Here is a 23,200-nt window from a genome sequence, read left to right as displayed (position 1 = left end):
AAACTCTATTTTAACAACAAAATTATTCCTTGAATTATTTTATATACCTCAGATTCGATACAGAGCCCATGCCAATCACACCTCCACTTCATATTGCGGCAACTCTGGTGCCGGCCCGGCTATCTGCCCATCCACCACAAACGCCCTCAACCCCACCGGCACACTGGTGCCTTTCGCTGTCATCTGTGAGCCATTGCGCAGGGTGACCGTGCTGGTGCTCGTCTGCAGGTTGATGCTGGCCACGGTGCCGACGGTGCGGGCGCCGCCGGGTAGTAGGCCGACGAAGCGTTTCCAGGGGTTTGTTGTGGCCATCAGGCGCCCTCCCGGTGGTGGCGTTCGAGTTGCAGGGTTTGTTTGACGCGGCTGGCTCCGATGCCGTCTGCGCTGATTTCCGTGGCCAGGCACAGGCCGCGCCAGGTGTCGTCGATCTCTCGCACTTCGCAGAGCATGCCGGGCTGTACCAGGCCAGGGGCGGTTTGCTTGGGGAACAGGGGCAGGTTGAGGGTGACGATTTCCTGGTTGCCGCCTTTGCACAGTTCGGTGATGCCTCTTGCCCGTGCCGCTTGCTCGCCGGTGATCCAGTCGTGGTACACATCCGGCGCGGGTTCATTGCCGGCGGTACCGGCGCGGCGCACTTGCATGGCGATGCCGTGGTTGGTGCCGCTGACGTAGCAGCTGTTCCACTCCGGTTGCGGTTGCCATTCGCTGCCCCACTCGCTGACGATGTTGGTAGAGATGATCTTGTCCATGATCGCGCTGGACCATTGCCAGACCGGCTCGCGGTAGCGCGGTAGAACGGTCAGTTCGCGGCTGGCCTGGGCAGGGCGGACGATGCCGCCGACGGTTTCGGCCAGTTCGGCGATGACCTCCATTGCTGTCTTGTCGGCGTAGCTGAATGCGCCTTCGGGCAGCGTCCAGTCGGGCGGGCCGATGGTCTGGCTGTTCCAGTGCAGTGTGAAGTCGGTGTACAGCAGTTCCTGTTCTGCGGCCTGCTGGCCATTGATCGGTACCGCGTTGCTGTGGCTGCGGGTCGGGGCGTAGGGCTTGGCCAGCAGCTGGGTCTGGCTGACGCCGGTGATGCTGTAGCGCTCGTCGGCCAGTTTGCCGGTGCCGGAATAGCGCTCGATGATGAATACCCAGCGGTGGCCGTTGATGGTCAGCTCAACTTCCTTGGGGCCGCTGGCGGTGGGCCGCACCTGGGCCAGCGAGGTGCGGCCGAACAGCTGGGCGGACAGGGTCCAGGCGAAGCTGTCTATGTCCAGGCTGACACGCAGGGCGGTGGCATCCAGTGGTGTGCGGTCCGGCAGCACGACCAGGCTGACGCTGTTGGCAATCATGTAGGTCTCCAGTATGTCCGGCTCGGCCGGGGGCGGCACGATGATGGAGATCGGGCCTTCGTAGTCCGGGTATTCGATGCCGGTGGGCACTGGGTCGAGGGCACGCGCCCTACCCCATGGCAGGCGCCGGAATCGATCCAGTTGCCGTGACAGCCCCCAGCGAGCAGACCCAGCCGAGTCCACCGGGCCGATGCGGCCGGCGCGAATGGGCTGCACATAGAAGTGGAAAAACACATCGCCGTTGTCCGGCGGTGTGTACAGTCCACCCCTGAACGTGAACGCCACTGCGCCGCCGGGGTGATGCAGTGGCGCAGGCTGGCTCTGGGGTATGCGGGTGCCGTATTCGTTGCTGCGCTGGAAGCGCGGCGTGATGATCCGGTCTTTGCTGGGTACCGCCGGGTTCCAGGTGACGTGCACCTGCCAGTCGGTGGGTTTCAGGCTCTTGTCCCAGCCCACATGGTTGCCGCTGTCCTTGGCGGGCAGATCGCCCCACTGACTGCTGGCCGCGCCATCAGCTGCTTTGCCAGCCCGCCATGCAGCGGCCCCGCCCTGCTCCTTGGCCGGGACTGCGGACCAGCCTGCAGCGCGGGCGCTGTCTGCTGCTGCGCCGGTACCCCAGCCTGTGGCTGCTGCGTGCTGCTTGGCCGGAGCCTCGCCCCAGGCAGCAGCGGTGGGCGCAGTACTGTTTGCAACCGCCCTGCTCCATGCCGCGCCTACTCCCCGGATCAGGCTGGGTGGCGGGGCTGGGATGATTGCCGGAGTGCTACCGAAGTTGAAGCCGAGTGGGGATGGGGGGTTGTAGGCATCACTACCGAGCTGGAAGTCGGCTGGTCCAGGCTGGTAGGTCATTGTTTCTTCCCAATTCAGAGGAGAGGCCCTTCAGTGAGGAAAGGCCCGGTTGGCGGGACAAAGTTCTCGGTGTACCTAGCTATGCCTTTTGTCACCCGGATCGGTCCAAGACGTCCGACCATATTCGTGCTCGCCTGGCGCCCAATTCGTAAAGGTTCGGAAGAGTTATAAATAGCTTGGCTCCCGATAAAATTACTGGAGCCGGCCACACCGTCAACGAACAGAGTGAGATACTGGCCAGACCTGATAAAGGCGACATGAACCCATTCATTCTGAAGAAATGGAGGACCGCTCACATTGTTGGTATTGGCGGCCCCTGTTGTACTGGCCTGCCCCACCAAAGCGGATGCGGAGTTATTGGTAATGATCTTCCACGCATTGCGGGTCGAGGCACTACTTCCCTGCTGCGAAATAAGACCCTGATAGCTGCTCGGGGTCGTGGTCTGCTTGTACCAAAGCTCAACAGTAAAATCTTCGGCCCCAAAGTCCCAGTCCTCACTATCAGGCGCCTGGAAGTATGTACCGCCTGACATCTGCAGCGTAGGCTGGCCGAAAAGCAGATCGGACTCAGAGACACCGAATCCGCCTGATGTAGTAAACACATGGCGTCCCTTGTGGTCTATCACACCGCTTCCAGCAAAAGGCGGCTGCAAAAGCAGAACGACGTTGTCCCAGTAAAGATCGAACTCTCGATCGGCCCAATCGATATCGCTGACTGGGCCATGGGCTATAGGCTGATAATGACGGATCGACTCAACCATTGCGGTACCAACCTCGCGTGGTATACCAGCCATCGAGTTCCACCATGCAGGCTCCTCTGCCGGTAGCACACCCGCCTGGGTTACCCGATACATCCATCCAACGAAGTGAGTAGGCCTGACGATCTCTCCAGGGATGACGCTCATTTCTGGTATAAATGGGCGCCCCCAATCATCCACCACTACAGCGTATATGCGGCTGGTAGGCAAACCTGTGATGGGTATAGTCGCCACTCCCTCCGCATTGCTCGACCCGGCTCCACAGACGCGCCAGTCTCCGACTTCCGGACGCTCGATTGCGACCACCTGCCGCGTGGCGGGCAGGTCCTCCACCCGTACCGTGGCGCTGAGCGTGCCGAACCATAGATCTTCTTCAGCCATCAGCCTGCATCCCCTCGAATCTGCAAATTCATCTTGTCATCATCCACCGTGCCCTGACCGCTGATGACGGTACGTACCACCCACATCGGTCCCAGGCAGGCGTCGGTGTTGAACCGCACAGCATTGCCCGATGCCCAACCGGTACCCCAGCCTGCTGCGCGGATCACGAAGTACGGCACACTGGTCGCGGGGTTGATGGGTGAGCAGTCGGTACTGGTGCTGCCGGTGGCGATCACACCCAACTGCTGCTCCACCACGTTGAAACTGGTAGGACTGGTGAATACCAACGCCCACTTGCCCGCGATCGCCCCCATGTTGGTGATCTCGATCGGGTAGTTGAGCTGGTTGTACTGCGCCGTGGTGGCGTTGCCGATAGGCGTGTCGCTCCAGTTGGGCGCGCCCTGGCTCCAGGTCTGTTGGGTGAACCAGCGATAGACCCGAGCCTGCAGGTCGCCCCAGGTGACAGCGCTGCTGACGCGAGTCTCGTCGGCGGGCAAATCCCACGGCAGCGGTGAGCCAAAGGAGATGGCCCCGGTGATCTGCACTTCCGTGCAGACCGTCATGTGCTCCACTCGCTCACGGATAGTCAGCGGTGGGGTCAGCATGTTGTCCTCGGCATCGACCAGCAGCACCGGGTCGGCCCAGGTCAGGGTGCCCAACTTCCGGTCAGTGTTGTACTGCGCCGAACTCATGGCCACGCCATTGCTGTCGATCACTTCAATGTCAGCCTGATAGGCGCGGTCGAAGGTGATAGTCTGACCTGCCACCGGCACTACCGCATGCTCAGCGGTGTGGTGAATCACCAACACATCCCCTTCCCGGTAGATCGGCACCCGGCCATCGGCGGGCAGGCGTACTGGGTCCAGGCCCAGCAGATCGGCAGACATGGGCATGCTGGTTTGCACCACGGCGTTGTAGGTGACCAGCAGGGCGATCACTGGTACATCAGACGCACCGGTGAGGTCGTCGGGGTTGGTGCTGAACACCAGGCGGACGATCCCGCTCTGGATATCCACCTCGCCGTGGATGATGCCGCTGCCGGTGATGTTGCCGTTCAGGTCGGCGGTACCGGTGACGATGCTGCTGTTGTCGGCCCGGATGACGGTCACCTGCAGGCTGGCCGGGCGCAGGGGCGCGCCGGGCGTGCGGAAGGTCAGCCGGGTGGTACTGAAGCCGCCGTTCTCGGTCAGCGCCGCCAGGCGGTTGACCACGCCCGCCTGGCCGCCGGGGTAGCTCTGCAAAGTGGCGATGCCGGTAGCGTAGTCCACTGCACCGACGGCGGTGCCGGCGTTGGTCGAGGTGCTGACGGCGCGGAACAACACGCCGGAGCGGTCGATGTAGGTTTCGCCGCCCCACTGGAATATCAGACTGCCCGGCACAATCGGGTCGGCGACATGCGGCAGCAGGTCGATCTCCAGCGGAGGCGCGCCGACGCTGTCGGTCTGCGGTTCATAGGTGGTACCTGCTGCTTGGGCGCGCACCATCAGCGTGCCACCGAAGATTTCCTGTTTCAGCTCGGCGGGCGGGTTGCTGCCACCGCCGCCGGTTGACCTTGTTCTGGGTGCCAGTCTGCCATATGTGGCCATGTATCAAATCTCCAGGGGCTCGTAGACCAGGGTGTGTTCACGCCAGTCGTAGATCTGCTCCACCCGCAGGCTGAATGCCCCGGTGGCGTAGTTGATGCTGCCGGTATAGCCCTGCCAGCCACCGGCGCCGTCATCGTTGGCTTCGTGGTCGACGGTGATGGTCCCGGTGTACTGGGCACTGCCGCCGTAGACAGCAGAGGGCGCGGTCTGCCGGCGCTGGCACTGCCAGCGGATATTCACGCTACCTGGCTCGAACGGCGCACCGGGCAGCACCCCGCTGACGATGCCGCCGGTATCCGGCGTGGCGGTCATCGGCGTATCGATATCGTGGCCAGCCCGTTCATAGCCGAACTGCACATTGCTGCCCGCGTCCGGCGTGGCGGTCAGCAGCAGCGTGATCTGGCCGGAGGCGTAGACAATGCGCCCGGTACCTGCCTCGCCGGTCAGGGTGCCGTCGCCGTTGTCGGTGAGCGTTTTCGGCTCAGCGCCCATGGTGACCGTCACCGTCAGGCTGCCGGGCTGGATACCGTCATGCGGTAGCCGGTGGGCGATGCGTACTTCCGGCGCATCGCCGCTGCCGGCGTGCACCTGCAGGTTGCTGTCCCACTGGCCGATATAGCTGTAGATCAGGCTGGTATTCACATCCGGCAGCGCGTTGAGGCTGATGCTGACCGCGCCGCTGGCAAAGTCCACGGTACCGCTGCCCTCCCCGGCCAGCTCGCCGTTGCCCAGGTCGCGTAGCTCATACCACTTGCCCAGGGCCATGAAGCTGACCACCAACGTACCGGGGCGCGGCTTGGCATCGGCCAGGTTGAGCGTGTAGGCAAAGCCGCGGCTGCCCAGGTCGATCTGGATCTCGCCGGTGATCGCCTGCCCGGTCGCGGCCGCCGCTGGGCGGTAGCTGACGCTGGCGTTGCCGGTGAAGGTCGAAGCGCGGTAGGCGTTGATCTCCCCGGTCTCATAGTCGATGGTGATCCGGCTGAAGCTGCTGGAGCCACTGCGGTGCGTCAGCTCGCCCTGGCCGTTATCGGCATATACACCGCTGCTGATGCTCAGCTCAACCGATGACGGCAGCGCCCCGGTGGTCAGAAAGGCCCGGCTATGGCCGCTGGTAACCTGGGTGAAACTCAGCGTCAGGCTGCGGTTGCTGTTGGCACTGGCGACCATGTAGCGGCTGCGAGCGCCGCCGTTCTGGTTGGTCAGCGCGCTCTCGCGCATGGCACTGGGGACCAGCTGGGAGTACACCGAGGCCACCGACAGGCTCATGTCCCCCGCCGTGGCCGGCTGGGCCAGCGGGCTGATGCCGTAGTAGCGCGCCGAGTCCGCCACCTGGGTAGACAGGACCTGTGACTTGGCCTGCCCCGACAGGTTGGTAGCCGATGTGCCTGCCGGCTCTGGCTGGCCACCCGGGTAACGAGTGGTCAGCGGGCTGCTGATGATCAGGCTCAAGCGGCGCCGGGTGAAGTTCAGGAAATTGCCGTTGCCGTAGTCCTTGATGAACTCCTCCTCGGTGGCCTCGACATCCTGAATGCGCACGTACTGGCTCACGCTGCCGTTGAGCAACTGGTACACCTCGCCGATCTCCGGCATGCGCGCCTCCAGGCGCTGGATGCCGGTAATGGCCCGCTGGCCAGCGAACTGATCACCCAGCAGCTCGAAGGTAGCGTAGGTACTGGGTACCACGTAGCCCTCGATGACCGACCGCGCATCGGCGCGCTCGTCGGTCTGGTCGTTGGTATTGAACAGCAGCACCGACACCCGGGGGTCTTCCGGGGCCTGGGTGACGATCGAGTGCACACCCAGGTAAGGGTCGGCGTTATCAGTCATCACGCCGGCAAACACCTTGCGCAGGCTGATGCGGCCCAGGGTGCGGTCCAGGCGGCTGATGTCGGGGAACAGGTTGTTCATCTCCCCATCGGCCACGGCTTCGCCGGTAGCCCGGCCACCGCCGTCTTCCTCATCGGTCAGGCGCTGTGACTTGAGCAGCTTTACGTCATCGACGTTGATGGTCATGCAGGATCTCCGGGCGTAAAAAAACCCACACGGGGGTGGGCAGGAATAACAGGTCCAGGTTATGAGTTGTGCTGACGCGAGCGCTTGCAGCGCCTATTTATTGTTAATACAATAAGTGCATGGACATCACCTATACAGCCAGTAAAGACGCCATCAACCTCGACAAGCACGGGGTTTCCCTTGGCTTGGCTGTGGAGTTCGAGTGGGATACAGCCGTGGTATGGCCAGACACCCGCCGCGACTACGGTGAACCACGCCAGTGCGCTCTCGGCTATATCGGTCTGCGTTTGTTCTTTATGGCATTCGTGGATCGCGTCGATGAACGGCGCGTCATCAGCCTGCGCAAGGCAAACAAGCGAGAGGTAAAACGCTATGCCGAAACTTAAGCCGGGCACCCTGCTGCCCACCAACGAAGAAGACCGTGCAATCACTGCGGCAGCCACAGCTGACCCGGATGCCACTCCGCTCACTGATGAGGAATGGGCAGCCGCCAAACCCCAGGCTCGCATCGGTCGGCCCAAGTCCGCCCAGCCACTGAAAGTGTCAACCACGATCCGTATCGATGCGGACGTGCTGGCCGCTCTCAGGGCCACCGGCAAGGGCTGGCAGACCCGCGTGAACGACCTGCTGCGTGCCGACATCGAGGCCGGGCGGCTGCGCAATCAATGAGTATGCCGGGGCCGCTCAGGGCCCCGGCTCAGCGGGTGGCGCCACCGTCAGCAGCCGCAGGTTGACGCCGTACACGCTATCCGCTGTGGGGTATACCTCGCGGAACATCGGTTCAGCCGTCAACGGCGCACCACCAGTGCGGTTCCAGATCACATGGAACTGGCGGTCACCAACCAGGGTCAGCAGCATCACCCGGCCTGGCTCGTCCCTCATGACCTCCAACTGACGAACGACAGACAGCGGCGTCCAGACGCCGCCATTGCTGCGCAGCTCGATCTCCCGCCCGTACAGCTTGACGCCCTCCTGGATCAGCAGCGCGCCGGTTACCGAGTGCTCGCGGGTCTGCTCGATGGGGTTGTGGTCGAACTCGTTGACCCACTGCAGCTGGTCATCCAGCTGCACATCGTCGAGGGTGATGTACATCAAATGGTCCTCAGTCCAGCTTGTTCAAGGATGCTCAGAAACTGATCCTGCTGCCCATCCGGCACCGCCACGTCCACCGCACTGCCCCGCGCACTTTCCAGGCGGATGACCGTGGTCGGTGCGGCCTGCTCGCTGGGGGCTGCAGCCTCGGTACCGGGCGCGGCCGCTTGCTGCGCCTCCCGGCGGTTCTGCCGCAGCTCCTGTTCCCGGGCGTGCTGCTGCTCGGCCTCAATGGTTTTCAGCATGGCCAAGGCCTGGGTCAGGTCGCTCACCGCCTGGCCATTGCCGGCGGCGCGGGCCTCGGCAATCTGCGCCTGCAGGTCGCGTCGACGGTTGGCCATGCGGCGCTGCTCGATGGCCTCGGTATCGCCCTGCAGCCGGTCCAGTTCGTCACGGATGCTGTCAAAGGTGTTGCGGGCGCTGTCACCCACCGCCTCCATCTGCTGCTTGACGCTGGCGATGGCGCTTTCCAGCTGTGACAGGTCGCTCTGGTCCAGCAGGGTCAGACTACCCTTGAGCCTGGAGGCTTCGTTGCGAAAGCCCTGCAGCGTGATGGTGCCGCGCTCATAGCGGTCCATCAGCTCCTGCAGGGACAGCTTCTGCTGCAGGTAGTCCTGCCGGATCTGCTGGCTCAGCTGGATCTGTTCCGAAGCCCACCTGGCAAACGGGCTGCGCAGGTTGTCATCCAGCTCCCGCTGCGTGGCAGCCATACTTTCGCGTAGCCGCTCCATCGATGCCCGGGTGGCTTCTATGCCGCTGGTATCGATGGTCATGTCCGTATTGGCGATGCCCCGGATGGAGTCGAACGCCGCCAGGGCCTGCTCGCTAAGTGCCGCCAGGGGTTCGCGGGCAGCGGTCATGACCGAGTCGAAGTAGCCGCCCCAGCTGTCCATCTCCTGAGCGCGCTGAGCAGCGGCCTCGCTAGCTGCCTGCTGGGCGGCCCGTCCCTTCGCGGCCTTTTCTTCCAGCGCCTTGGCGACCAGGTCGATGCTGCTGGCCAGGCCCTGCTCCGACTTGCTCTGCTCGTCGGTGGCTTTCTTGAGTTCGGTCTTCTGCTTTTCCAGCGCCTCCATCGCTTGCTTGTATTCGTCGGCAGTCAGCTTGCCGTCGGCGTACATCTTGCGGATAGCAGCACCGAGCTTGTTGATGTCGACGTCGGTCTTAGCGTTTTTGATGGCGCCCTGCACGTCGGCCAGATCGCCCAGGGTTTTGATTACCTCGTCGATGCCACTGGCGGCACTGGAGGCCGAGATGCCGAGCTTGGCAATCTCAGACGCCAGCGCGTTGTGTTTCTGCTGGTACTCCTCCAGGGTCAGGTTGCCCTTGCGGTATTCCTCGAACAGCTTGGCCTGTTCTTCCTTCATTTGAGCGACGGCCTTGGCCTGCTCGCTACCTACCGAGGTGGCTTTCTCGCTGCTGGCGATCAGCTGCTTGATGGCGTCGTCGGCTTCGTTGTGCCGCTTCGAATACTCCTCCAGCGAGATACTACCGGCGTCGTACTCGGCCCGAGCCGCTTCCTGCTGTTTGCGTAACTCCTCGATCTGGTTGGCCAGTTCGCTTTTGGGTTTGGCCGCATCCGCTGCAGCCTTGCCCAACTCGACGATGGCCTGGGCCGCCTCATTGTGGCGTCGCGAGTACTCCTCCAGGGTGATGTTGCCCGCGTCGTATTCGGCGCGCGCCTCGATCTGCTTTTGCTTCTGCTCATCGATCGCCTTGGCCATCATCTGCGCCGCGGCGGCGGCAGCTTCAGCAGCAACCGTCCATTGGTTCTTGGTTTCTTCGGAGGTGGACTTGGCCGTTTCGGCGATGGTTTTCTGGGACTCGTTTACACGGCCAGCGGTGTTGTCCCAGACATTACGGATGTCCTCACCGTCCTGCTCAATTTGCGCAAGCATTGCAGAGCTGATTGCATCAGAGGCGTCCTTCATTTCGGTCAGTTTGGCCCGCACCTTATCGCCGCCGAACAGGTCCGGAATCGCTCGACTGATCCACTCGAAGTGGCCAAGCACAGCGCTGGTGACTCTGGTTGCCGTGGCTCCCAGCAAAGCAAAGCCAGAGGTAACGCCGTTGAACAACGCGCGGAATGGCAGAATAAACGAGTTGACGCGAACCACCGCATCATCGATGTGCCGACCAAAGTTGTTAAACCAAGCCGCGCTGTCGTCTATCAGCGTCTTGAAGTCCACCCCGGCCAGGGACTTGATAAACTCCTCAACCTTTTCTGCGCCCTGGATAAACGCATTGGACAGCGACTCAGCCAGTTGCTTGAGGTGGCCGCTGTCCTTCAGCTCGATAATCTTGTCGGTCCACTCCTGCAGCTTATCCTTGACGTAGTCAAAGGCACCGGCGCTGCTGATCATGCCGAAGAAGTCGCCGATCTGGTCCTGCAGGCCTTTCCACAGACCGGTTGCGGTACCAATCCGTGCAGCGGCTGCCGAGCCGCCGTAGGACTCGGTCAGCATGTCCATGATGATGGCCTGAGCCTCGGCCATGCGCCCGGTCGCTTCCAGCCGCTTGAGCAGATCCTGCTGGCTCTTTTCCAGCGTAAAGCCCTGCCGACCAAGGGCTGCCATGGCCTTGCTGGGGCTCTGCAGGGCCTGGCCAACGGTTTCGGCTGACTGCTCGACGGATATCCCCAGGCGTTGCGCCTGGTCGATCACGATCTGCATCGCCGCCGGGAACTGCTCGCCGACCACATCCGTGTACGACAGCAGCCGCGTCTGAGCGTCGATGATCTGCTCAGTGCTGAAGTTGCTGACGTCACGCAGATCATCAGCCATCTTCAGTAGCTGCTCAGCACTCCAGCCGGCAGCACTGCCCGTGGCGGCCAGCGCCGCATTCAATTGGGCGATAGAGTTCTCGGCGCCACTGCCCTCACCAATCACTCTGGCGATGCCACCGCGCACCAGGTCGAAGCCGCGGCGTACCAGCCCCAGTGCGGCATTGAGCGATACGTAGGCCGCAGCAAAAGCCAGCACCCGCTTGCCAGCAGAATCCATGGCATTGCGGGCGGCATCCACCCGCGATTGGTGTTCAGCAGTCGCGCGGGCGGCAGCACGCTGCTGGCGTTCCAGATCCCGCAGCTGTTTGGTGTTGTCGGTTACTGCAGCCTTGGCCTTGTCCACCTCGGTAGCCAGGCGCTTTTCTTCTTCGGCCAGATTGCGGGTGTCGATACCGGCAGCCTGCGCGGCGGCCTCGGCTTTCTTGGTCTCAACCGTCAGCTTGTCCAGCTCGCGGCCAGCGCGTGCAGCATCGCGCTCGGCTGCACGTAGTGAGTCGGCCAGCCCTTTACTACCGGGGCTCTTGTTCAGTTCCTCGCGGAGTTCAGCGGCTTTCTGCTCAGTACGCTCCAGCGTACGGCGGATACGCTCGGCTTCTTCGCCAGTGCTGCGAAAGTTGATCAGCAGCCCTTGAGCGCCCTTGGCCTTGTCCAGCTCATCGGTCAGCTCTTTGCCTTTGACGCGGACCTTGTCCAGATCCTCGGCCAGCTTCTTGGCTTCCGGTGACAGCTCATTCTTACCGCGGAATACAAACTGAATCAGCCGGTCTTTGATGGCCATGGGTAAACTCCGGGCATGAAAAACCCCGCCGGAGCGGGGTTGTGAAAGGACTTAACATTTAATCTCGGGCCGTATACCAGCCGGCAACACACCCATCCCGGCCAAACTCCACAATCTGGTCACCGCCGGGGTTCCAGTACTCCCAGGTATTGCCACGGGAGTTATGGCGTACCTTGGTCGGTTTGCCCCAGCTGCGCTCGACCTGCTGGGCGGTCATGCCTTCCTTGATCAGTTTCTGGATGACCAGCGTTCGCAGTTCATTGCTGTTGAACGTGCGGCACTCGGCTGATATCGCACCTGTATAGAGCATGGCGACGCCGATCATGGTTGCAGCCACTGTACCGCGCTGAATGATGCTCATGGTGTCCCTCCCGGAATACAAGCATTACCATATCATAGAGCCATCAACTGCCAACGGTCTCAATCAACGTCGACGCCCATTCGGCGTAACACCCACAACACCAGCGGTATCCAGACAAACCAGGCCAGCAGCAGTGCCAGCGCCATCACTAACAGGCGGGGCACCTCAGAGCTGGCTGATTCAGGGAGGAAACTGATCTTGTCAAAACCCGACATCACCACGCCAAGAGCATACAAGAAGAAAAACCACCAATGGAAAAACGAGTATTTGCGCATTTTGCTCAACGGCCCCGCATCGCCTGATGACTACCCGCTGGCAGCCGAGTTACTGGATGAACAGATGGCCCGTGGCAGCTACCTGCCTAACTATCGATCGCCCTTGGAAATCAACAATCTCCGATGGCAGGGCATCACCACCAAAGGCCGCCTCTTTGCTGATGAGCTGCAGGACAAGATACGGCGCAGCACCTGGTGGTACCGCGCTTTGCTTGCCCTTGGCAGCTTCGGTTGGTGGCTTGCCGGCTACTTCACTGAGGCGGCCCTGGACCGGCTATTTGGCTGAGCCTGTTAGGCTGACCGCGCCAACTGCCGGATGGTGTAGAACTGCGACAAACCATTGCCCACCCGCGTGACGTCCTGCAGCGCCTCGAAGGTGACGGCCAGGGCGGCGTATTCCGTGGTGCTGACGGGCAGCTCCTGGATCAGCCGGAACTTGACCCGGTACAGCATGATGTCGAACGGCTCGCTGTTCTGCGCATCGTTGAGGCCGGCAAAGTGCAGGGTCTTCTCCCCTGCTCCGGCCTGGGCCAGTACCTCGGTCACATCCGCCGCCAGACGGGTGTAGTTCACGGTGATGCTGCCGGCGGGCAAGCCGGTTGCTTCGGTGAGCTGAATACCATAGGGCGTGGCAACCCAGTCGGTGCCCTGCTCGCCTACCGGGGTGCTGGCTTCCGTGACGGTGATGGTGAAGCTGTCATCCGCTACAAAGTCGGTATCCCCCTCGACCAGGGTGAACTCGAGCCCGGCCTGGCTGAAGGCGGTACCCACCGTGCCGGTGCCGACCAGCGCATCCGCTGCATCCGTCACGCTGAATGCTGTGGGGCTGGTGAGGGTGACGGTATACACACCCACCGCCGCGGCTACGCCGCTCAGGCCAGTGATGGCCCCATCGCCTGCGTTGCCGCTGGCGGCGCTGGCCGTGGCGCTTTTGGCCATGGCCGTCAGCGTGATGGGCTGGGTCGGGTCCGGCAGGTACTTGAACACGATCAGCTCGCGGGGTTGGCCGCCGCAGCCGTGCACCTCGTCGGGCACCGTGCCGGCTGCCACGCTGTTGATGGTGGCATTGAGCAGGAAGGCCAGGTTGGCCGGGGTAACGTCGTGCAGGTTGAACGAGCCGGTCACGGCGGTGACGCGGGTCTGGGAGTTGTTGTTGCCGATGCCGGTACGGTAGTTCGGCAGGGCACGGTCTTCGGTGGCGTGCTGGATGGCCAGGGTGTTGCAGTTACCAACCTCGAGCAACCCGGTGGGCGCCTGGTAGCGCTTGGACGACAGTACGCCAACGCCGATAAACGAGCGGTCTGGTGCGTGGATCATGGTGATCTCCTGATGTAAAAAACCGCTCAGGCGAGCGGTTGGACGTAAGTGATTTGCAGGGGCATGACATGGAATGCCCAGCGCCTGCCCGGCTCGGGCGGGACAGTGGTTTGCGTGGCGAACGTTGCAAGCTGGACGCCCTGAACATGCAGCCCAGCCTTGGGCCCTGCGGTGGCGACCTTGATCGCCAGCCGCAACGCACGCAGCTCAGCGGCGTACTGCCGTTTGCGGGTGGCCGGTATAAGGTTGATGGTGACCTGCTCACGCAGGCTGCCGGGCATGCGCGGACTGCCCTGTTGGGTGAGTTCGACAGTGTCACCGGGCTGCAGGATGATGATGCTATCCGGCAGCCCGTCATCGTCCGCATCGAACATGCTTCGCACATCGCCCTCTTCCACCTGCCCCAGCGGGGCCAGCAAGGCCTGCAGCGCGGCGATGATCTCGCTCTGAATATCTCGTAAGCTCATGTCAGGGCACCACGTAGAAGGTAATCAGGCTGCCGTCGTCGCTCTCGATGCCATCGACAATCCAGTCGCGCCCGGCCAGCGCCGCAACGGGCGCATCCGCATTGCTGCGGAAGATGCCCTGGCGAGCGATCTGGCCCAGTTGGGACTTGAGCACGCAAATGGTGATGAGCCGATCGATCGCGCCGGTGACGTCATTCACCCGCTCGACCTCCCGCTCGACGATCGCCTCGATCCCCGCCGCCAGCGGCTGGCCACTGGCGGTGAAGTAGTCGACACGACCGTCATTGAGGCCGGCCATCAGCTTGGCGTCCATCCGGCTCACCAGTGAGTCGAAGCTGGCCATGCTCAGATGGTCAGCTCGCGCACGGCCAGTGGCTTGGTGCACAGGTGCAGCGGGTTGGACTGCGCCTCGCCCATGATGCCCTTGTCGAACGGCATGCGTTCGAGCTTGGCGTAGTACGGCAAGCCCTCGGTGTTGACGGTCTCCATATAGTCCGCTGGGGCGAAGGCGGTGATAAACAGGCCCGACACCCCTTCCGGTACCAGCTTGGCGGCGCCGTCAGCAACGAACGGTTTCTTGTTGTGCTTGCCCCGGTAGCGCTCCCACAGGATGCCACCGAACTCGAAGGCCAGGCGCCGATCGCCACGCAGGGCACTGGCGGCCTCGCTGGCGAGGTAGGTATCGCGGACTTTGGGGTGCGAGATGAGCTTGTTCCAGAACAGCTTGCCGCACCAGGCGCGGGCCCCGGTACCGGTGACGTTGCCGAGGGCGTCCTCCTGCTGGTCCAGCGCTTCCACACATTTGACGCTGACATCCGTCTCCGGATTGTTCAGCTCGAAGCTGAACGCCTGGAGCTTCTTCAGACCGAAGCGTTGGTAGATGTCCAGCAGTGTGGACTTGCCGTCAGCATCGATCACCAGCCCGTCGATCGCACCGACCCGCTGAAACTCATGGGTCAGGTCCAGCTGCTGCTGGCATTTGTCTAAGCGGCGCTGCACAACCCGCTGGGCAGATTGCAGTTCGGTCATGCTGCCCACTGCGCGGATGCCCTGAATCTCATCAGCCAAGATGCTGAAGATCTGCGGCAGGTGCACAGTGTTGAATGGGATCAGGCTGCGCTTGTCAGCCAGCACCGAGAGGCCAACGCCGCCACGGGAGGCAGCAGGGACCAGTGCCAGGGTCGTGCCGTCCTTCTCGATCTGAACGGTCGTGGTGGACACGCCCTCTTCTTCAAACAATCCAGAGCGACCGATCTGTCCGGCAATCACTGGTTCGTCGTTGATGACAGCCAGCAGCGTATCAACGCTGAACGCTTCATCTTCAAAAATGGAAATCTCAGCCATGGGATAGGCTCCTTCAAATAAAAACCCCGCTGATGCGAGGTTGGAATGGTTCAGGCCAGGTGGTGGATCAGGGGCGGATGACGAGACCCCGGGCTTCGAGATCGTCCACGCCGTTGTCATCCAGGCCGGTGAGCAAGCGGGCGATAACCTCGGCATCGCGGACAATGCCCACCGCCAGCACGTCGGTGTCGGTGGCATCCACCGGGCCGTACAGGATGGCCGAGGCAGTGCGGCGGCCATCGTTGGCGCCGTCGGCGTCATAGGCGACGTATTCGCCGAGGTTGGCGTTGACCGACAGGGTGAAGCTGTCGCCATCGGCAAAGTCGGTTTCACCAGCAGTTACAGTGAAACCAATACCCAGGGCGTTGAATGCCTGCCCGACCATGCCAGAATCAATCGTCCCGCCTGATGGCCCGATCAACTCGAACTCACCTTCTTCTGCACTGGTAATGATCAAGGTGTAGTCGCCCGACACCGCCTCGCTCTGCGCGGAGGTGCTGCCCACCGTACCGTCACCGGTGTTGCCGGGCGCGGCGGTGGCGACCACCGCGTTGGCGGCTGTGATGATCGCCAGCACGGTACCGGCGACGAGCTGCCCAGCACCGGCGGCAATGACGATGTTCTCGCGACTGCGGGAACCATTGGCCTCCGAAAGGAGGAATTCTCCGGCGTGTACGCCTTCGGTCTTGATACTCATGTGCGTGCTCCTTTCGAGGCCGCTTGTTGCTGATTACGACGCTTGGCATACACGTCGCCTGGGTTGACTGCCCTGGCACTGGGTGCCGGCTGGTCATCCACCTGGGGGTGGTTGATGATCTCGACCTGGCCGCTGTTGGCGACCATCTTGTCGAAGAGTTTGGCGCGGGCTTCGTCTGCCGACCCGTTGCCCTGGATCAGTTCGCCGGCCATATCTAGCTGCTTGGCGACGATGCATAGATCCTTGATGTCCTTGGCCCGCTTGATAGCGGCCCGCACGGCGGCTTCATCCTTCAGGCCACTGGCCTTGATGACGTGCTCGGCATGGTTGGCGATGCCGGCCTTGGCGCACTCGGCAGTGGCCAGAGCAGCCAGGGCTACCATGTCAGGTGCGTCTTCCTCCTCTGCCGGCGGATCAGCTTCAGGGGCTGGATCAGGATCTGCATCCGGCTGCTGGTCCATCTGCGCCTTCACCGCCGCCGGCATGTTGCGGTAGCGGTTGAGAATGCGCAGGCTGGTGGTGTTGCTGACGCTGCCGGTACCGGTGAGCACCTCGTCAACAAAGCCCATGTCCTTGGCTTCGCTGGCGGTGAGCCAGGTCTCGGCATTGATCATGCGCCGCAGCTCGGCTTCATCGATACTCAGCTGGCGGTGCTGGAAACTGGCGACGATTCCTTCCACCATCTGATCCATGATGTCGGCGATCTTGCGGAACTCCTCGCTGTCACCGGCAGCCCAGGTCCAGGGGTTGTGCATCATCAGCATGGCGTTGTCATGCATCTGCACCCGGTGGGCGCCCATAGCCACGATGCCAGCCGAACTGAGGGCGAAGCCGTCAATGCGAGCGGTGACCCGTTCGCCCAGGCGCTGCAGGGCGTTGTGGATGGCGAACCCGTCGCCCACCTCCCCGCCGATGCTGTTGATGGCGATTACAATGGGGCGCTGGCCATCGTCGGCGTTTTTCAGTTCAGCCAGGAACTGCTCAGCCGATTTGCCCCAGTCTCCAATCTCGCCGTAGATCTCGATCTCCAGCGGCTGACTGGTATCCCCCTCGGCGGCGTTGTTGATCCGGTACCAGCTGCCGTCTGAGCTGCGGGTGCCGGAGCCCTTGTTCATGATGCGCCACGGCAACAAGGCCGCAGCGGCCATTGCCATGGCGATGATGTGCTGCCAGTGTTTCTTCATGGTTTGTCTTCCTCGTTGTCGGTGTTGCCCTCGGCCTGCTGGCTGGAGGTGTCGGTTTTGTAGGACAGGCCCAGCCCCCGGGCGCGGTCGTTGTCCTGGGCGTTTTCCCGGTCGATCACTTCGGCGTCGTAGCCGGTGCGCAGCACATGCTCGCTGCGGCTGAGCAGGCCGGCGCCGATTTCCAGGACCTTGCCTTGCACGTCCTGTACCGGGTGGTGGTAGGCGTAGCCCTGCGGTATCCAGCGGGTGCGCAGATAAGCACGGCGCTGTTTGCGCTCGGCGTAACCCGGCAGGTCGATCGCCCCGGACAGCACCGCCGCATCCATCCAGACTGCCCGTACCGGTCGGCACAGCTGATGCACGTACACCGAGAACTGCAGCTGCTCAATGCGCCGGCGGAAGTCGTTGAGCAGGATGCGCAGCACGCGGTCGCTGATGTCCTTCATGTCGCCGGTCAGCAGTTCATAGGGCAGCTCTACGCCGACGGCAGCGGCCTGCAGTTGCTGCCGCATGAAGTCGATGTAGGTGTTGCCCGCGTCGGGTGGGTCGGAGAACTGCACCTCCTCCCCTTCCAGCAGCTCATGCATCGAGCCCGGTTCGAGTGCCGCCATCGGCGTGCCATCGTGATCAGTGACCAGCGGCTCGCCAGTAACCGCATCCACCTGCGGCGGCCCTTCGGGCAATGGCTTCTTGATGAAACCGGCAAACAGGTTGCTGACCTCCTGGCGAAACAGTACGGCGTCGTCGTAGTTATCCAGCGACTTGAGGCGCAGCAGCACGGATGCCAGGCGCGGGACACCACGCAGTTGCCCCGCTTCCAGCACTTCGTAAACGTGCAGTACCTGGTCAGCTGGTATCCGGTGCAAGGTGTTGTAGCCGGTCAGTTGCGCGCCGGAGTCACCCGGGTTCTGCTGGTACATCCAGTAGGCGACCCGGCGACCGATGGCGTCGAACTCGATACCGGCGCGGACGATGTTGCCGCGCCGGGTCTTGAAGTTGCGCTCGATGGGGACGAACTCCGGCGGCAGCACCTGCAGTTGCAGGGGCACCGCCAGCCCATCCTCGTCGCGCCGATGGCGGACCCGGACGAAGCATTCGCCGGACTCCTCGACCATGCGCCCGATCAACGCCTGCAGGCCGTAGAAGTCGGTACGGCCATCGGCGTCCGCCTCGTCCACCCAGTCTTCCCACAGCTCCTGCAGGGCTGCCCGCACGTCCTTATCCTGGATCTGCGGGTGCGGCACGATGCCGGTACCGATAAGGTTGGTGACCCGTTTGCTGATGGCTGCGCCGGCATAGGGGTCATTGCGTACCGCTGCCCGGCTGCGTCGCCGCAACAGCGGCAGCGCCGGCAGGGCAACGCTGTTGATGGCGGCTGCCGGGGCCTCCCAGTCCTTGGCCCTACGGCCGGTACCGGCGCCCTCGTAGCTGTTGCGGATGCGCTTGGAGATGTAAATGTGTCTGCTCATCAGATCCCCTTGCCGCCATGCCGCAGGCGGGTGATGCGGGAGCGGCCGGACTTGGCCGCCGCCTCGCGGTGGGCCTGCTTGGCATACTCGGTTTCCAGCATCCGCAGGCTGGCCAGCTCGGCGCGTTGCAGCTCGCGGTCGCCCTTGCGCATGCGCTGGCCCTGTTCCAGGACCTCGGCAATTTGTGCCCGGACACCGTCCAGGCGCTGCTGTGCAGTGCTCATGTTGTGCCCCTTGGGTTAGCGGCGGGACAGGTACCCGCTGCGGGATGTGCGCCGTCTGGCCGGCTGGGCCGGGACAGCGGGGATAGGTGGTGTTCGCAGCGCCTGCTGCTCTGGTTGCGGCTCGTCCGCTTCCTCGGCTGTGGCTTCCGGCGCGGGCTTGATCGGCTCAGCAAACAGACTGCGCTGGGTGAACGCGGCGCGCAGGTTGTCCCAGTCCAGCGTGCTGTACCGATGGATGCCCAGGTACTGCGCCATGGCCAGGTTGTACACCAGCAGGTCCAGCGCTTCGTTGCGGTCTGCCTTGGCCTTGACCCACTCCTGCCGCTTGTAGCCTTTCACGTAGCGGGTGATCTTGCGTTCCGCTACGCACTGGTCGTAAAAGTCGTCAGGCAGATCGTTGGAGAAGTGCAGCGTGCCGGGGCCTTCCGACAAACCATAACGGTTGTAGATCCAGTCCTTGGCGGTGTCGGTACCAAGCAGCCACAGCTCGGCGCCGTCCTTCTCGGTTGTCCCCTTCCAGGTCACGTCCACCTTGGACGGGCGCTGTGCAATGACGGGCCGTCCAGGCTTACTGGCGCCTTTGACGGCAAACACGTTGCGCCACCGGCGCAGCCGGCAGAACTGATAAACCTCATCGGTGTGGTGACCGCCGGAATCGATGGCCGTCGCCCGGATAGACAACTCTATGCCGGAGGCATGCAGATACCGGCGTTGCAGCCTTTCATCCAGCGCCTTCCAGGTGCGTTCGTCAGACGGGCTGCCCTGGATGATCTGGTGATCGACCACCCAGCGCTCCATGCCTTCACCCCAGGCGATCACCATCAGTTCCAGGCGATCCCCCTGGGTGTCCACCGCTGCGGTGAGTATCAACCCGCAGGCCGGCACTGTGCCGAGCCGGTAGTCTTCGGCCCGCGCCTTCAACTCCTCGGCCTTGGTCATCTCCTGCGCCGAGTCCCATACCAGAGCCAGGCGGGTGTTGTAGAACACCTGCATGGGTTCCAGGTCGCCCTTGGCCATGGCCTCAGCGGCCTTGTCGTACTGCTTGGCCAGGTCGGTCCAGCCCAGCCAGCCGGGCGGCATATACAGCGCCGACAGGGTAAAGCTGACGGTCTCGCCATCACCCTCGGCATGCGCCCGCCATTCCCCGCCAGCCAGCAGTTGTTCCTTGTGGTACTCCTCGATCAGGGCGCCGTTGCCGCTGCAGTCAGGGTTGCAGCATTGGTACCCGGCCCAGCTGTAGTCAGCTGACCATTTCAGGTTCTGCCATTCCAGCACCTGGTGCTCGCCGCAGTAGGGGCAAGCCACGTAGTAGTGCCGCTGGTCGCCCTGCATGAACAGGTCATCGATCCGCGACACGCCCTTGATCGTGGGCGAGCTGGAAAAATAGAACTTGGCGTTGCGCCCGAAGGTCGTGCCCCGGGTCTCGGCCAGCTCGATCGGGTCACCTTCGTTGTCGACGTTCACGTCCCAACGGTCGATCTCGTCGCCGTACACATACCGGGCGGCCAGCTCAGCCAGGTTGGCTGCGGAGCCGGCGGTGGTTGCATACAGGGTGCCGCCCTCGAACTCTTTGGTATCCAGTGTGTTGCGGGAGTCACGCGAGCGCGCTTCAGCCATGCGCTCACGCAATACCGGCGTGGCCTTCACTGTCTTGTCGATCCGGCCACTGACGCGCTTGGCCAACCCCAGGCTGGGCAGCAACGTCAGGATGTTGGCCGGGGCCATGTGAATGCAGCCGCCGATCCAGTTCAGGGCGATCTGCGTTTTCATCATCTGCGAGGCGACCTTGGTCACCACGCGCTTGGCCGGGTGTGCCGGCGACAGGCAGCGCATGGGCTCCCTGGCATAGGGGGTGCGCTCGGTGCGGTACGGGCCGGGCTCTGCCGCGCCGGTGTCCGCCGGGATGCGCATGTACTGGTCCGCCCACTCATCGATCCACAGCTCTGGGTCCGGCTGCAGGCCCCGACAGTACGCCGAGCGGTACTGCTCGGCACCGTCGGCATACTTGAGGTTCATGGCATCACTTCTCAGGGTTCAGCACGTGCTCCAGGTCGGCCACACTCAGGCGGCTGGCATCCTCCAGCACGCGCCGCAGGTGGGTTGTCAGGGTTCGTTCCAGCTCCCAAGGGTCGCTGATGGCGGCCAAGCTGGGAGCTATCTGCTTGGGCAAGCCCAGCACCAGATCGCGCAGCATGCGGCCGGCGGCAAAGGCAGCGTCTTCCACTGCCTCCCGCTCGACCAGATCCCCCGCCGCTTTACGGGCCTCGCTCTCGGCCAGCTGTGCCAGGTAGTGTTCGCGCTGGGCGCGGGATGACTGGTAGTCGTACTTGCCGCCGGCAGGTGGCGCCGGATCAGCTTCAGCCGGCGCCGTTGGAGCGACATGGGCGCCCACGCCCTTCTCGATACGATCCTGCTGATGCCGGTCGGCAACCGCCGTTTTGCTGGGGTCGGCTGTACGATCAAGCAGCGCCTGGGTCTCGGCCACCAGCACCTTACCGGCAGCATCCAGCACCAGCCGTTCCTGCTTGCCGAGCTTGGACACATACGCCCGCGACCAGCCCATCAGCGCAGCGAATTCAGACTTGGTAACCGACGACATGGCACCACCTGTTAACCGTAAACCACTGACAGTTAACAGAATTAACCCTGTTAACTAACCTCCAGACCCAGCCGCTAGTACGAAAACACGGTTCGAATTACCCTTGGCGGGTCGATCCTCCAGGGGCCCCCGGCTGCCTTTCCGCAAATGCGAACGGATCGCATCAACTTATCCCGCAGGGTTACCACCCACGCCGCAGGGCCGTGGCCAACGCCTCGTCAACGTACGACTCGAACAGCGCATCGTTCTCCGCGATCTGTCGCACCACCTTGTGGAAGTCGAAGCGCGGCGCGTAGTTCGGTTCACGCACGAAGATCAACACCAGTTGCATTGTCTTGCCGCGCCGCTCGGCAATACCCAGCGCCCGCTTGCCACGCCGCAGCACGAAGAAGGCGCGAGCATGGCCCTTGGCTTGGGAACGCTTGCTGTCCGTCGCGTTGTGATCGGAGCCGGACAGGTCGAACGCCTTGAGCCCCGACAGCAGTTGCTGGATATGGCCCCGGCTCATGTTGCCGTAGGCGTCCAGCCGCGCCCCCGGGCCTGGCACAGCATAAAGACCCGCCGGCAGTATCCCCGCCTGGCGCAACCACTTCTCGGATGCCTTGAGCTGCCGCTCACCGCCGTACACCTGCGGCTCGAACCACGCCTCCGGTGCCTGCCCCTTCGAGCTGCCCGACTTCTCATCCTTGACCGACACCGCCGCCTCCAGCGAACTCGGCTTGGCGTAGTCGATACGGAATGCGTTCAGGGTGAACGGTGTGGGGCGATCGAACACCGAGGCCGCTTCGGCCTGCAGCGGTGCGATAGCATCCGTGGCCATGTTGTTCAGCACCTGGACCAAGGCATGCGTTGGCGCGTTCCCCTTGAGCTGCTGCAGAGACTCCACCGCATCGTCCATGCCAAAGGTGTTGAGGCTGGCCCTCACAACCCTGCCCGCCGCTTGGCCTCGATCACCGCGCTGATGATCTCGTTGAGCTGCCGGTCCTTCTTCGCCTCGCTCCAGGCGAACCCGGCGCGCACCAGCACCCAGGCTGGCAGGCCGCAGACGAACACGATGCCGCCGATGGCGATCATGCCCATGTCGTCATGCACCCAATGCGCGATCTCGAACCAGCGGACGATGAACGCGCCGCCAGCAATGCTGGACACCACCGTGCTGATCATCGCCACGATGAACTCCCGCACCGTTCGCGGCAGGGTCATGGCCATGACCACAATGGCCGCCAGCACCGCCATCAGCCCAAACGCGCCGAGTTTGTACAACGCGATACCACCTGCAGCAGTCAGCGGACCCGGCTCAGACATGGTTACACCTGATTTCATATGGCACCCCCGGCGCTGCGCCTGGTTGTGTCGTTGGGAAAAACAAAGCCCCGCAGATGCAGGGCCATGAAGGGGCGGCGCCATTCCATGACCGGGTGACCACCGGCCTGGCGCCAGAAACAGAAAGCCCGGCGCAATGGCCGGGCTTGGATGGCATCCGCTGTGGACGCACGAAAACTAGAATGACGTATTTGTACCCCTCGATTGTCATGGCAGCAAGCGCTTTAAGCTGCCATCCTGCAAAGCCCCCTTAAAATCCCCATAATACCCCGGCAAAGAACGGCTAATATCTTTGTCGGCTGGTTTGTTGTCCTGCTGCCCCGCCTGCTGCTCTGCTGGTGGGACAGCGTAACCCCCTGTTCTA

General features: G+C 63.0%; 23 protein-coding genes. 3 read left to right on the top strand and 20 right to left on the bottom strand.

The genetic code is table 11. From position 1 onward, the window contains the following. Positions 1–75 precede the first annotated feature (75 nt). From CQ007_RS12525 to CQ007_RS19020, 5 genes are read right to left on the bottom strand one after another with little or no spacing between them, the layout of a single operon-like run. On the bottom strand, positions 76–312 hold the full coding sequence (locus tag CQ007_RS12525; protein WP_105646165.1) for a hypothetical protein: 237 nt from the start codon (positions 310–312) through the stop codon (positions 76–78). Beyond that, a complete protein-coding gene (locus CQ007_RS12520) occupies positions 312–2,186 on the bottom strand; it encodes a hypothetical protein (protein ID WP_177424346.1) in 1,875 nt (624 codons plus the stop codon). Before CQ007_RS12520 ends, CQ007_RS12525 begins: the two co-directional genes overlap by 1 nt. 14 nt (positions 2,187–2,200) lie before the next feature. Then, positions 2,201–3,325, bottom strand: coding sequence for a LamG domain-containing protein (locus tag CQ007_RS12515; RefSeq protein WP_105646164.1), 1,125 nt, complete (start codon positions 3,323–3,325; stop codon positions 2,201–2,203). Next, positions 3,325–4,911: a hypothetical protein gene (locus CQ007_RS19025; protein WP_177424344.1), complete on the bottom strand. Its 1,587-nt coding sequence runs from the start codon at positions 4,909–4,911 to the stop codon at positions 3,325–3,327. The genes CQ007_RS12515 and CQ007_RS19025 overlap by 1 nt, the downstream gene beginning before the upstream one ends. A 3-nt stretch (positions 4,912–4,914) precedes the next feature. Next, positions 4,915–6,924 carry a hypothetical protein gene (locus CQ007_RS19020; RefSeq protein ID WP_177424342.1) on the bottom strand — a complete coding sequence of 670 codons (2,010 nt, stop codon included), beginning with the start codon at positions 6,922–6,924 and terminating at the stop codon, positions 4,915–4,917. 119 nt (positions 6,925–7,043) lie between these two features. Here CQ007_RS19020 and CQ007_RS12505 point away from each other — a divergent pair, with 119 nt between their 5' ends. Beyond that, complete coding sequence (locus CQ007_RS12505; RefSeq protein WP_105646163.1) at positions 7,044–7,310, top strand: BrnT family toxin; 267 nt, start codon at positions 7,044–7,046, stop codon at positions 7,308–7,310. Then, the gene (locus CQ007_RS12500; RefSeq protein WP_105646162.1) at positions 7,297–7,593 is read left to right on the top strand and encodes a BrnA antitoxin family protein; all 297 of its coding nucleotides are present in this window, start codon (positions 7,297–7,299) and stop codon (positions 7,591–7,593) included. Before CQ007_RS12505 ends, CQ007_RS12500 begins: the two co-directional genes overlap by 14 nt. 15 nt (positions 7,594–7,608) lie before the next feature. Here CQ007_RS12500 and CQ007_RS12495 read toward each other — a convergent pair whose 3' ends face one another. The 3 genes from CQ007_RS12495 to CQ007_RS12485 are packed head-to-tail and all read right to left on the bottom strand — an operon-like array spanning position 7,609 to position 11,937. Then, positions 7,609–8,016, bottom strand: a complete 408-nt coding sequence (locus CQ007_RS12495; protein ID WP_256582283.1) for a hypothetical protein — start codon at positions 8,014–8,016, stop codon at positions 7,609–7,611. Continuing rightward, positions 8,016–11,576, bottom strand: a complete 3,561-nt coding sequence (locus tag CQ007_RS12490; RefSeq protein WP_105646161.1) for a phage tail length tape measure family protein — start codon at positions 11,574–11,576, stop codon at positions 8,016–8,018. Before CQ007_RS12490 ends, CQ007_RS12495 begins: the two co-directional genes overlap by 1 nt. Before the next feature lie 58 nt (positions 11,577–11,634). Beyond that, a complete protein-coding gene (locus tag CQ007_RS12485) occupies positions 11,635–11,937 on the bottom strand; it encodes a hypothetical protein (protein ID WP_105646160.1) in 303 nt (100 codons plus the stop codon). Positions 11,938–12,135: 198 nt separating this feature from the next. Between CQ007_RS12485 and CQ007_RS12475 the strand changes: the two genes are divergently transcribed. Beyond that, positions 12,136–12,498, top strand: a complete 363-nt coding sequence (locus CQ007_RS12475) for a hypothetical protein (protein WP_146114582.1) — start codon at positions 12,136–12,138, stop codon at positions 12,496–12,498. A 5-nt stretch (positions 12,499–12,503) separates the two neighbouring features. On the opposite strand, the gene CQ007_RS12470 is transcribed toward CQ007_RS12475, so the two are convergent. The 12 genes from CQ007_RS12470 to CQ007_RS12415 all read right to left on the bottom strand — a co-directional run bounded on the left by CQ007_RS12470 (position 12,504) and on the right by CQ007_RS12415 (position 22,818). Further along, positions 12,504–13,529 carry a hypothetical protein gene (locus CQ007_RS12470; protein WP_105646157.1) on the bottom strand — a complete coding sequence of 342 codons (1,026 nt, stop codon included), beginning with the start codon at positions 13,527–13,529 and terminating at the stop codon, positions 12,504–12,506. A 26-nt stretch (positions 13,530–13,555) separates the two neighbouring features. Next, positions 13,556–13,996: a hypothetical protein gene (locus CQ007_RS12465; RefSeq protein ID WP_105646156.1), complete on the bottom strand. Its 441-nt coding sequence runs from the start codon at positions 13,994–13,996 to the stop codon at positions 13,556–13,558. A 1-nt stretch (position 13,997) separates the two neighbouring features. Next, positions 13,998–14,381: a hypothetical protein gene (locus tag CQ007_RS12460; RefSeq protein ID WP_146114581.1), complete on the bottom strand. Its 384-nt coding sequence runs from the start codon at positions 14,379–14,381 to the stop codon at positions 13,998–14,000. Further along, on the bottom strand, positions 14,342–15,340 hold the full coding sequence (locus tag CQ007_RS12455) for a major capsid protein (protein WP_105646154.1): 999 nt from the start codon (positions 15,338–15,340) through the stop codon (positions 14,342–14,344). Before CQ007_RS12455 ends, CQ007_RS12460 begins: the two co-directional genes overlap by 40 nt. A 67-nt stretch (positions 15,341–15,407) precedes the next feature. Beyond that, positions 15,408–16,037, bottom strand: a complete 630-nt coding sequence (locus tag CQ007_RS12450) for a head decoration protein (RefSeq protein WP_105646153.1) — start codon at positions 16,035–16,037, stop codon at positions 15,408–15,410. Beyond that, a complete protein-coding gene (locus CQ007_RS12445; RefSeq protein WP_105646152.1) occupies positions 16,034–17,221 on the bottom strand; it encodes a head maturation protease, ClpP-related in 1,188 nt (395 codons plus the stop codon). The genes CQ007_RS12450 and CQ007_RS12445 overlap by 4 nt, the downstream gene beginning before the upstream one ends. Further along, positions 17,218–18,690: a phage portal protein gene (locus tag CQ007_RS12440; protein ID WP_105646151.1), complete on the bottom strand. Its 1,473-nt coding sequence runs from the start codon at positions 18,688–18,690 to the stop codon at positions 17,218–17,220. Before CQ007_RS12440 ends, CQ007_RS12445 begins: the two co-directional genes overlap by 4 nt. Beyond that, positions 18,690–18,914, bottom strand: coding sequence for a hypothetical protein (locus CQ007_RS12435; RefSeq protein WP_105646150.1), 225 nt, complete (start codon positions 18,912–18,914; stop codon positions 18,690–18,692). The genes CQ007_RS12440 and CQ007_RS12435 overlap by 1 nt, the downstream gene beginning before the upstream one ends. Positions 18,915–18,929: 15 nt before the next feature. Beyond that, positions 18,930–20,930, bottom strand: a complete 2,001-nt coding sequence (locus CQ007_RS12430) for a phage terminase large subunit family protein (protein ID WP_105646149.1) — start codon at positions 20,928–20,930, stop codon at positions 18,930–18,932. 4 nt (positions 20,931–20,934) lie between these two features. After that, positions 20,935–21,513, bottom strand: a complete 579-nt coding sequence (locus tag CQ007_RS12425; RefSeq protein ID WP_105646148.1) for a terminase small subunit — start codon at positions 21,511–21,513, stop codon at positions 20,935–20,937. Positions 21,514–21,694: 181 nt separating this feature from the next. Beyond that, on the bottom strand, positions 21,695–22,438 hold the full coding sequence (locus tag CQ007_RS12420; RefSeq protein ID WP_105646147.1) for a hypothetical protein: 744 nt from the start codon (positions 22,436–22,438) through the stop codon (positions 21,695–21,697). After that, positions 22,435–22,818, bottom strand: coding sequence for a hypothetical protein (locus CQ007_RS12415; RefSeq protein WP_177424340.1), 384 nt, complete (start codon positions 22,816–22,818; stop codon positions 22,435–22,437). Before CQ007_RS12415 ends, CQ007_RS12420 begins: the two co-directional genes overlap by 4 nt. Between the last annotated feature and the right edge of the window lie 382 nt (positions 22,819–23,200).

The sequence above is a fragment of the Pseudomonas sp. MYb185 genome, assembly GCF_002979975.1.
GTDB lineage: Bacteria > Pseudomonadota > Gammaproteobacteria > Pseudomonadales > Pseudomonadaceae > Halopseudomonas.
Note: the sequence above shows the minus strand (reverse complement) of the source record. Positions and strands in the feature narration are given on the sequence as shown.

Coding starts and splice junctions, on each gene's coding strand:
- CQ007_RS12450 (WP_105646153.1), bottom strand. CDS start 16,037: ATGAGTATCAAGACCGAAGGCGTACACGCCGGAGAATTCCTCCTTTCG.
- CQ007_RS12470 (WP_105646157.1), bottom strand. CDS start 13,529: ATGATCCACGCACCAGACCGCTCGTTTATCGGCGTTGGCGTACTGTCG.
- CQ007_RS12520 (WP_177424346.1), bottom strand. CDS start 2,186: ATGACCTACCAGCCTGGACCAGCCGACTTCCAGCTCGGTAGTGATGCC.
- CQ007_RS12445 (WP_105646152.1), bottom strand. CDS start 17,221: ATGAAGAAACACTGGCAGCACATCATCGCCATGGCAATGGCCGCTGCG.
- CQ007_RS12435 (WP_105646150.1), bottom strand. CDS start 18,914: ATGAGCACTGCACAGCAGCGCCTGGACGGTGTCCGGGCACAAATTGCC.
- CQ007_RS12500 (WP_105646162.1), top strand. CDS start 7,297: ATGCCGAAACTTAAGCCGGGCACCCTGCTGCCCACCAACGAAGAAGAC.
- CQ007_RS12485 (WP_105646160.1), bottom strand. CDS start 11,937: ATGAGCATCATTCAGCGCGGTACAGTGGCTGCAACCATGATCGGCGTC.
- CQ007_RS19025 (WP_177424344.1), bottom strand. CDS start 4,911: ATGGCCACATATGGCAGACTGGCACCCAGAACAAGGTCAACCGGCGGC.
- CQ007_RS12455 (WP_105646154.1), bottom strand. CDS start 15,340: ATGGCTGAGATTTCCATTTTTGAAGATGAAGCGTTCAGCGTTGATACG.
- CQ007_RS12440 (WP_105646151.1), bottom strand. CDS start 18,690: ATGAGCAGACACATTTACATCTCCAAGCGCATCCGCAACAGCTACGAG.
- CQ007_RS12490 (WP_105646161.1), bottom strand. CDS start 11,576: ATGGCCATCAAAGACCGGCTGATTCAGTTTGTATTCCGCGGTAAGAAT.
- CQ007_RS12525 (WP_105646165.1), bottom strand. CDS start 312: ATGGCCACAACAAACCCCTGGAAACGCTTCGTCGGCCTACTACCCGGC.
- CQ007_RS12425 (WP_105646148.1), bottom strand. CDS start 21,513: ATGTCGTCGGTTACCAAGTCTGAATTCGCTGCGCTGATGGGCTGGTCG.
- CQ007_RS12430 (WP_105646149.1), bottom strand. CDS start 20,930: ATGAACCTCAAGTATGCCGACGGTGCCGAGCAGTACCGCTCGGCGTAC.
- CQ007_RS12495 (WP_256582283.1), bottom strand. CDS start 8,016: ATGTACATCACCCTCGACGATGTGCAGCTGGATGACCAGCTGCAGTGG.
- CQ007_RS12415 (WP_177424340.1), bottom strand. CDS start 22,818: ATGTCTGAGCCGGGTCCGCTGACTGCTGCAGGTGGTATCGCGTTGTAC.
- CQ007_RS12465 (WP_105646156.1), bottom strand. CDS start 13,996: ATGAGCTTACGAGATATTCAGAGCGAGATCATCGCCGCGCTGCAGGCC.
- CQ007_RS12515 (WP_105646164.1), bottom strand. CDS start 3,325: ATGGCTGAAGAAGATCTATGGTTCGGCACGCTCAGCGCCACGGTACGG.
- CQ007_RS19020 (WP_177424342.1), bottom strand. CDS start 6,924: ATGACCATCAACGTCGATGACGTAAAGCTGCTCAAGTCACAGCGCCTG.
- CQ007_RS12505 (WP_105646163.1), top strand. CDS start 7,044: ATGGACATCACCTATACAGCCAGTAAAGACGCCATCAACCTCGACAAG.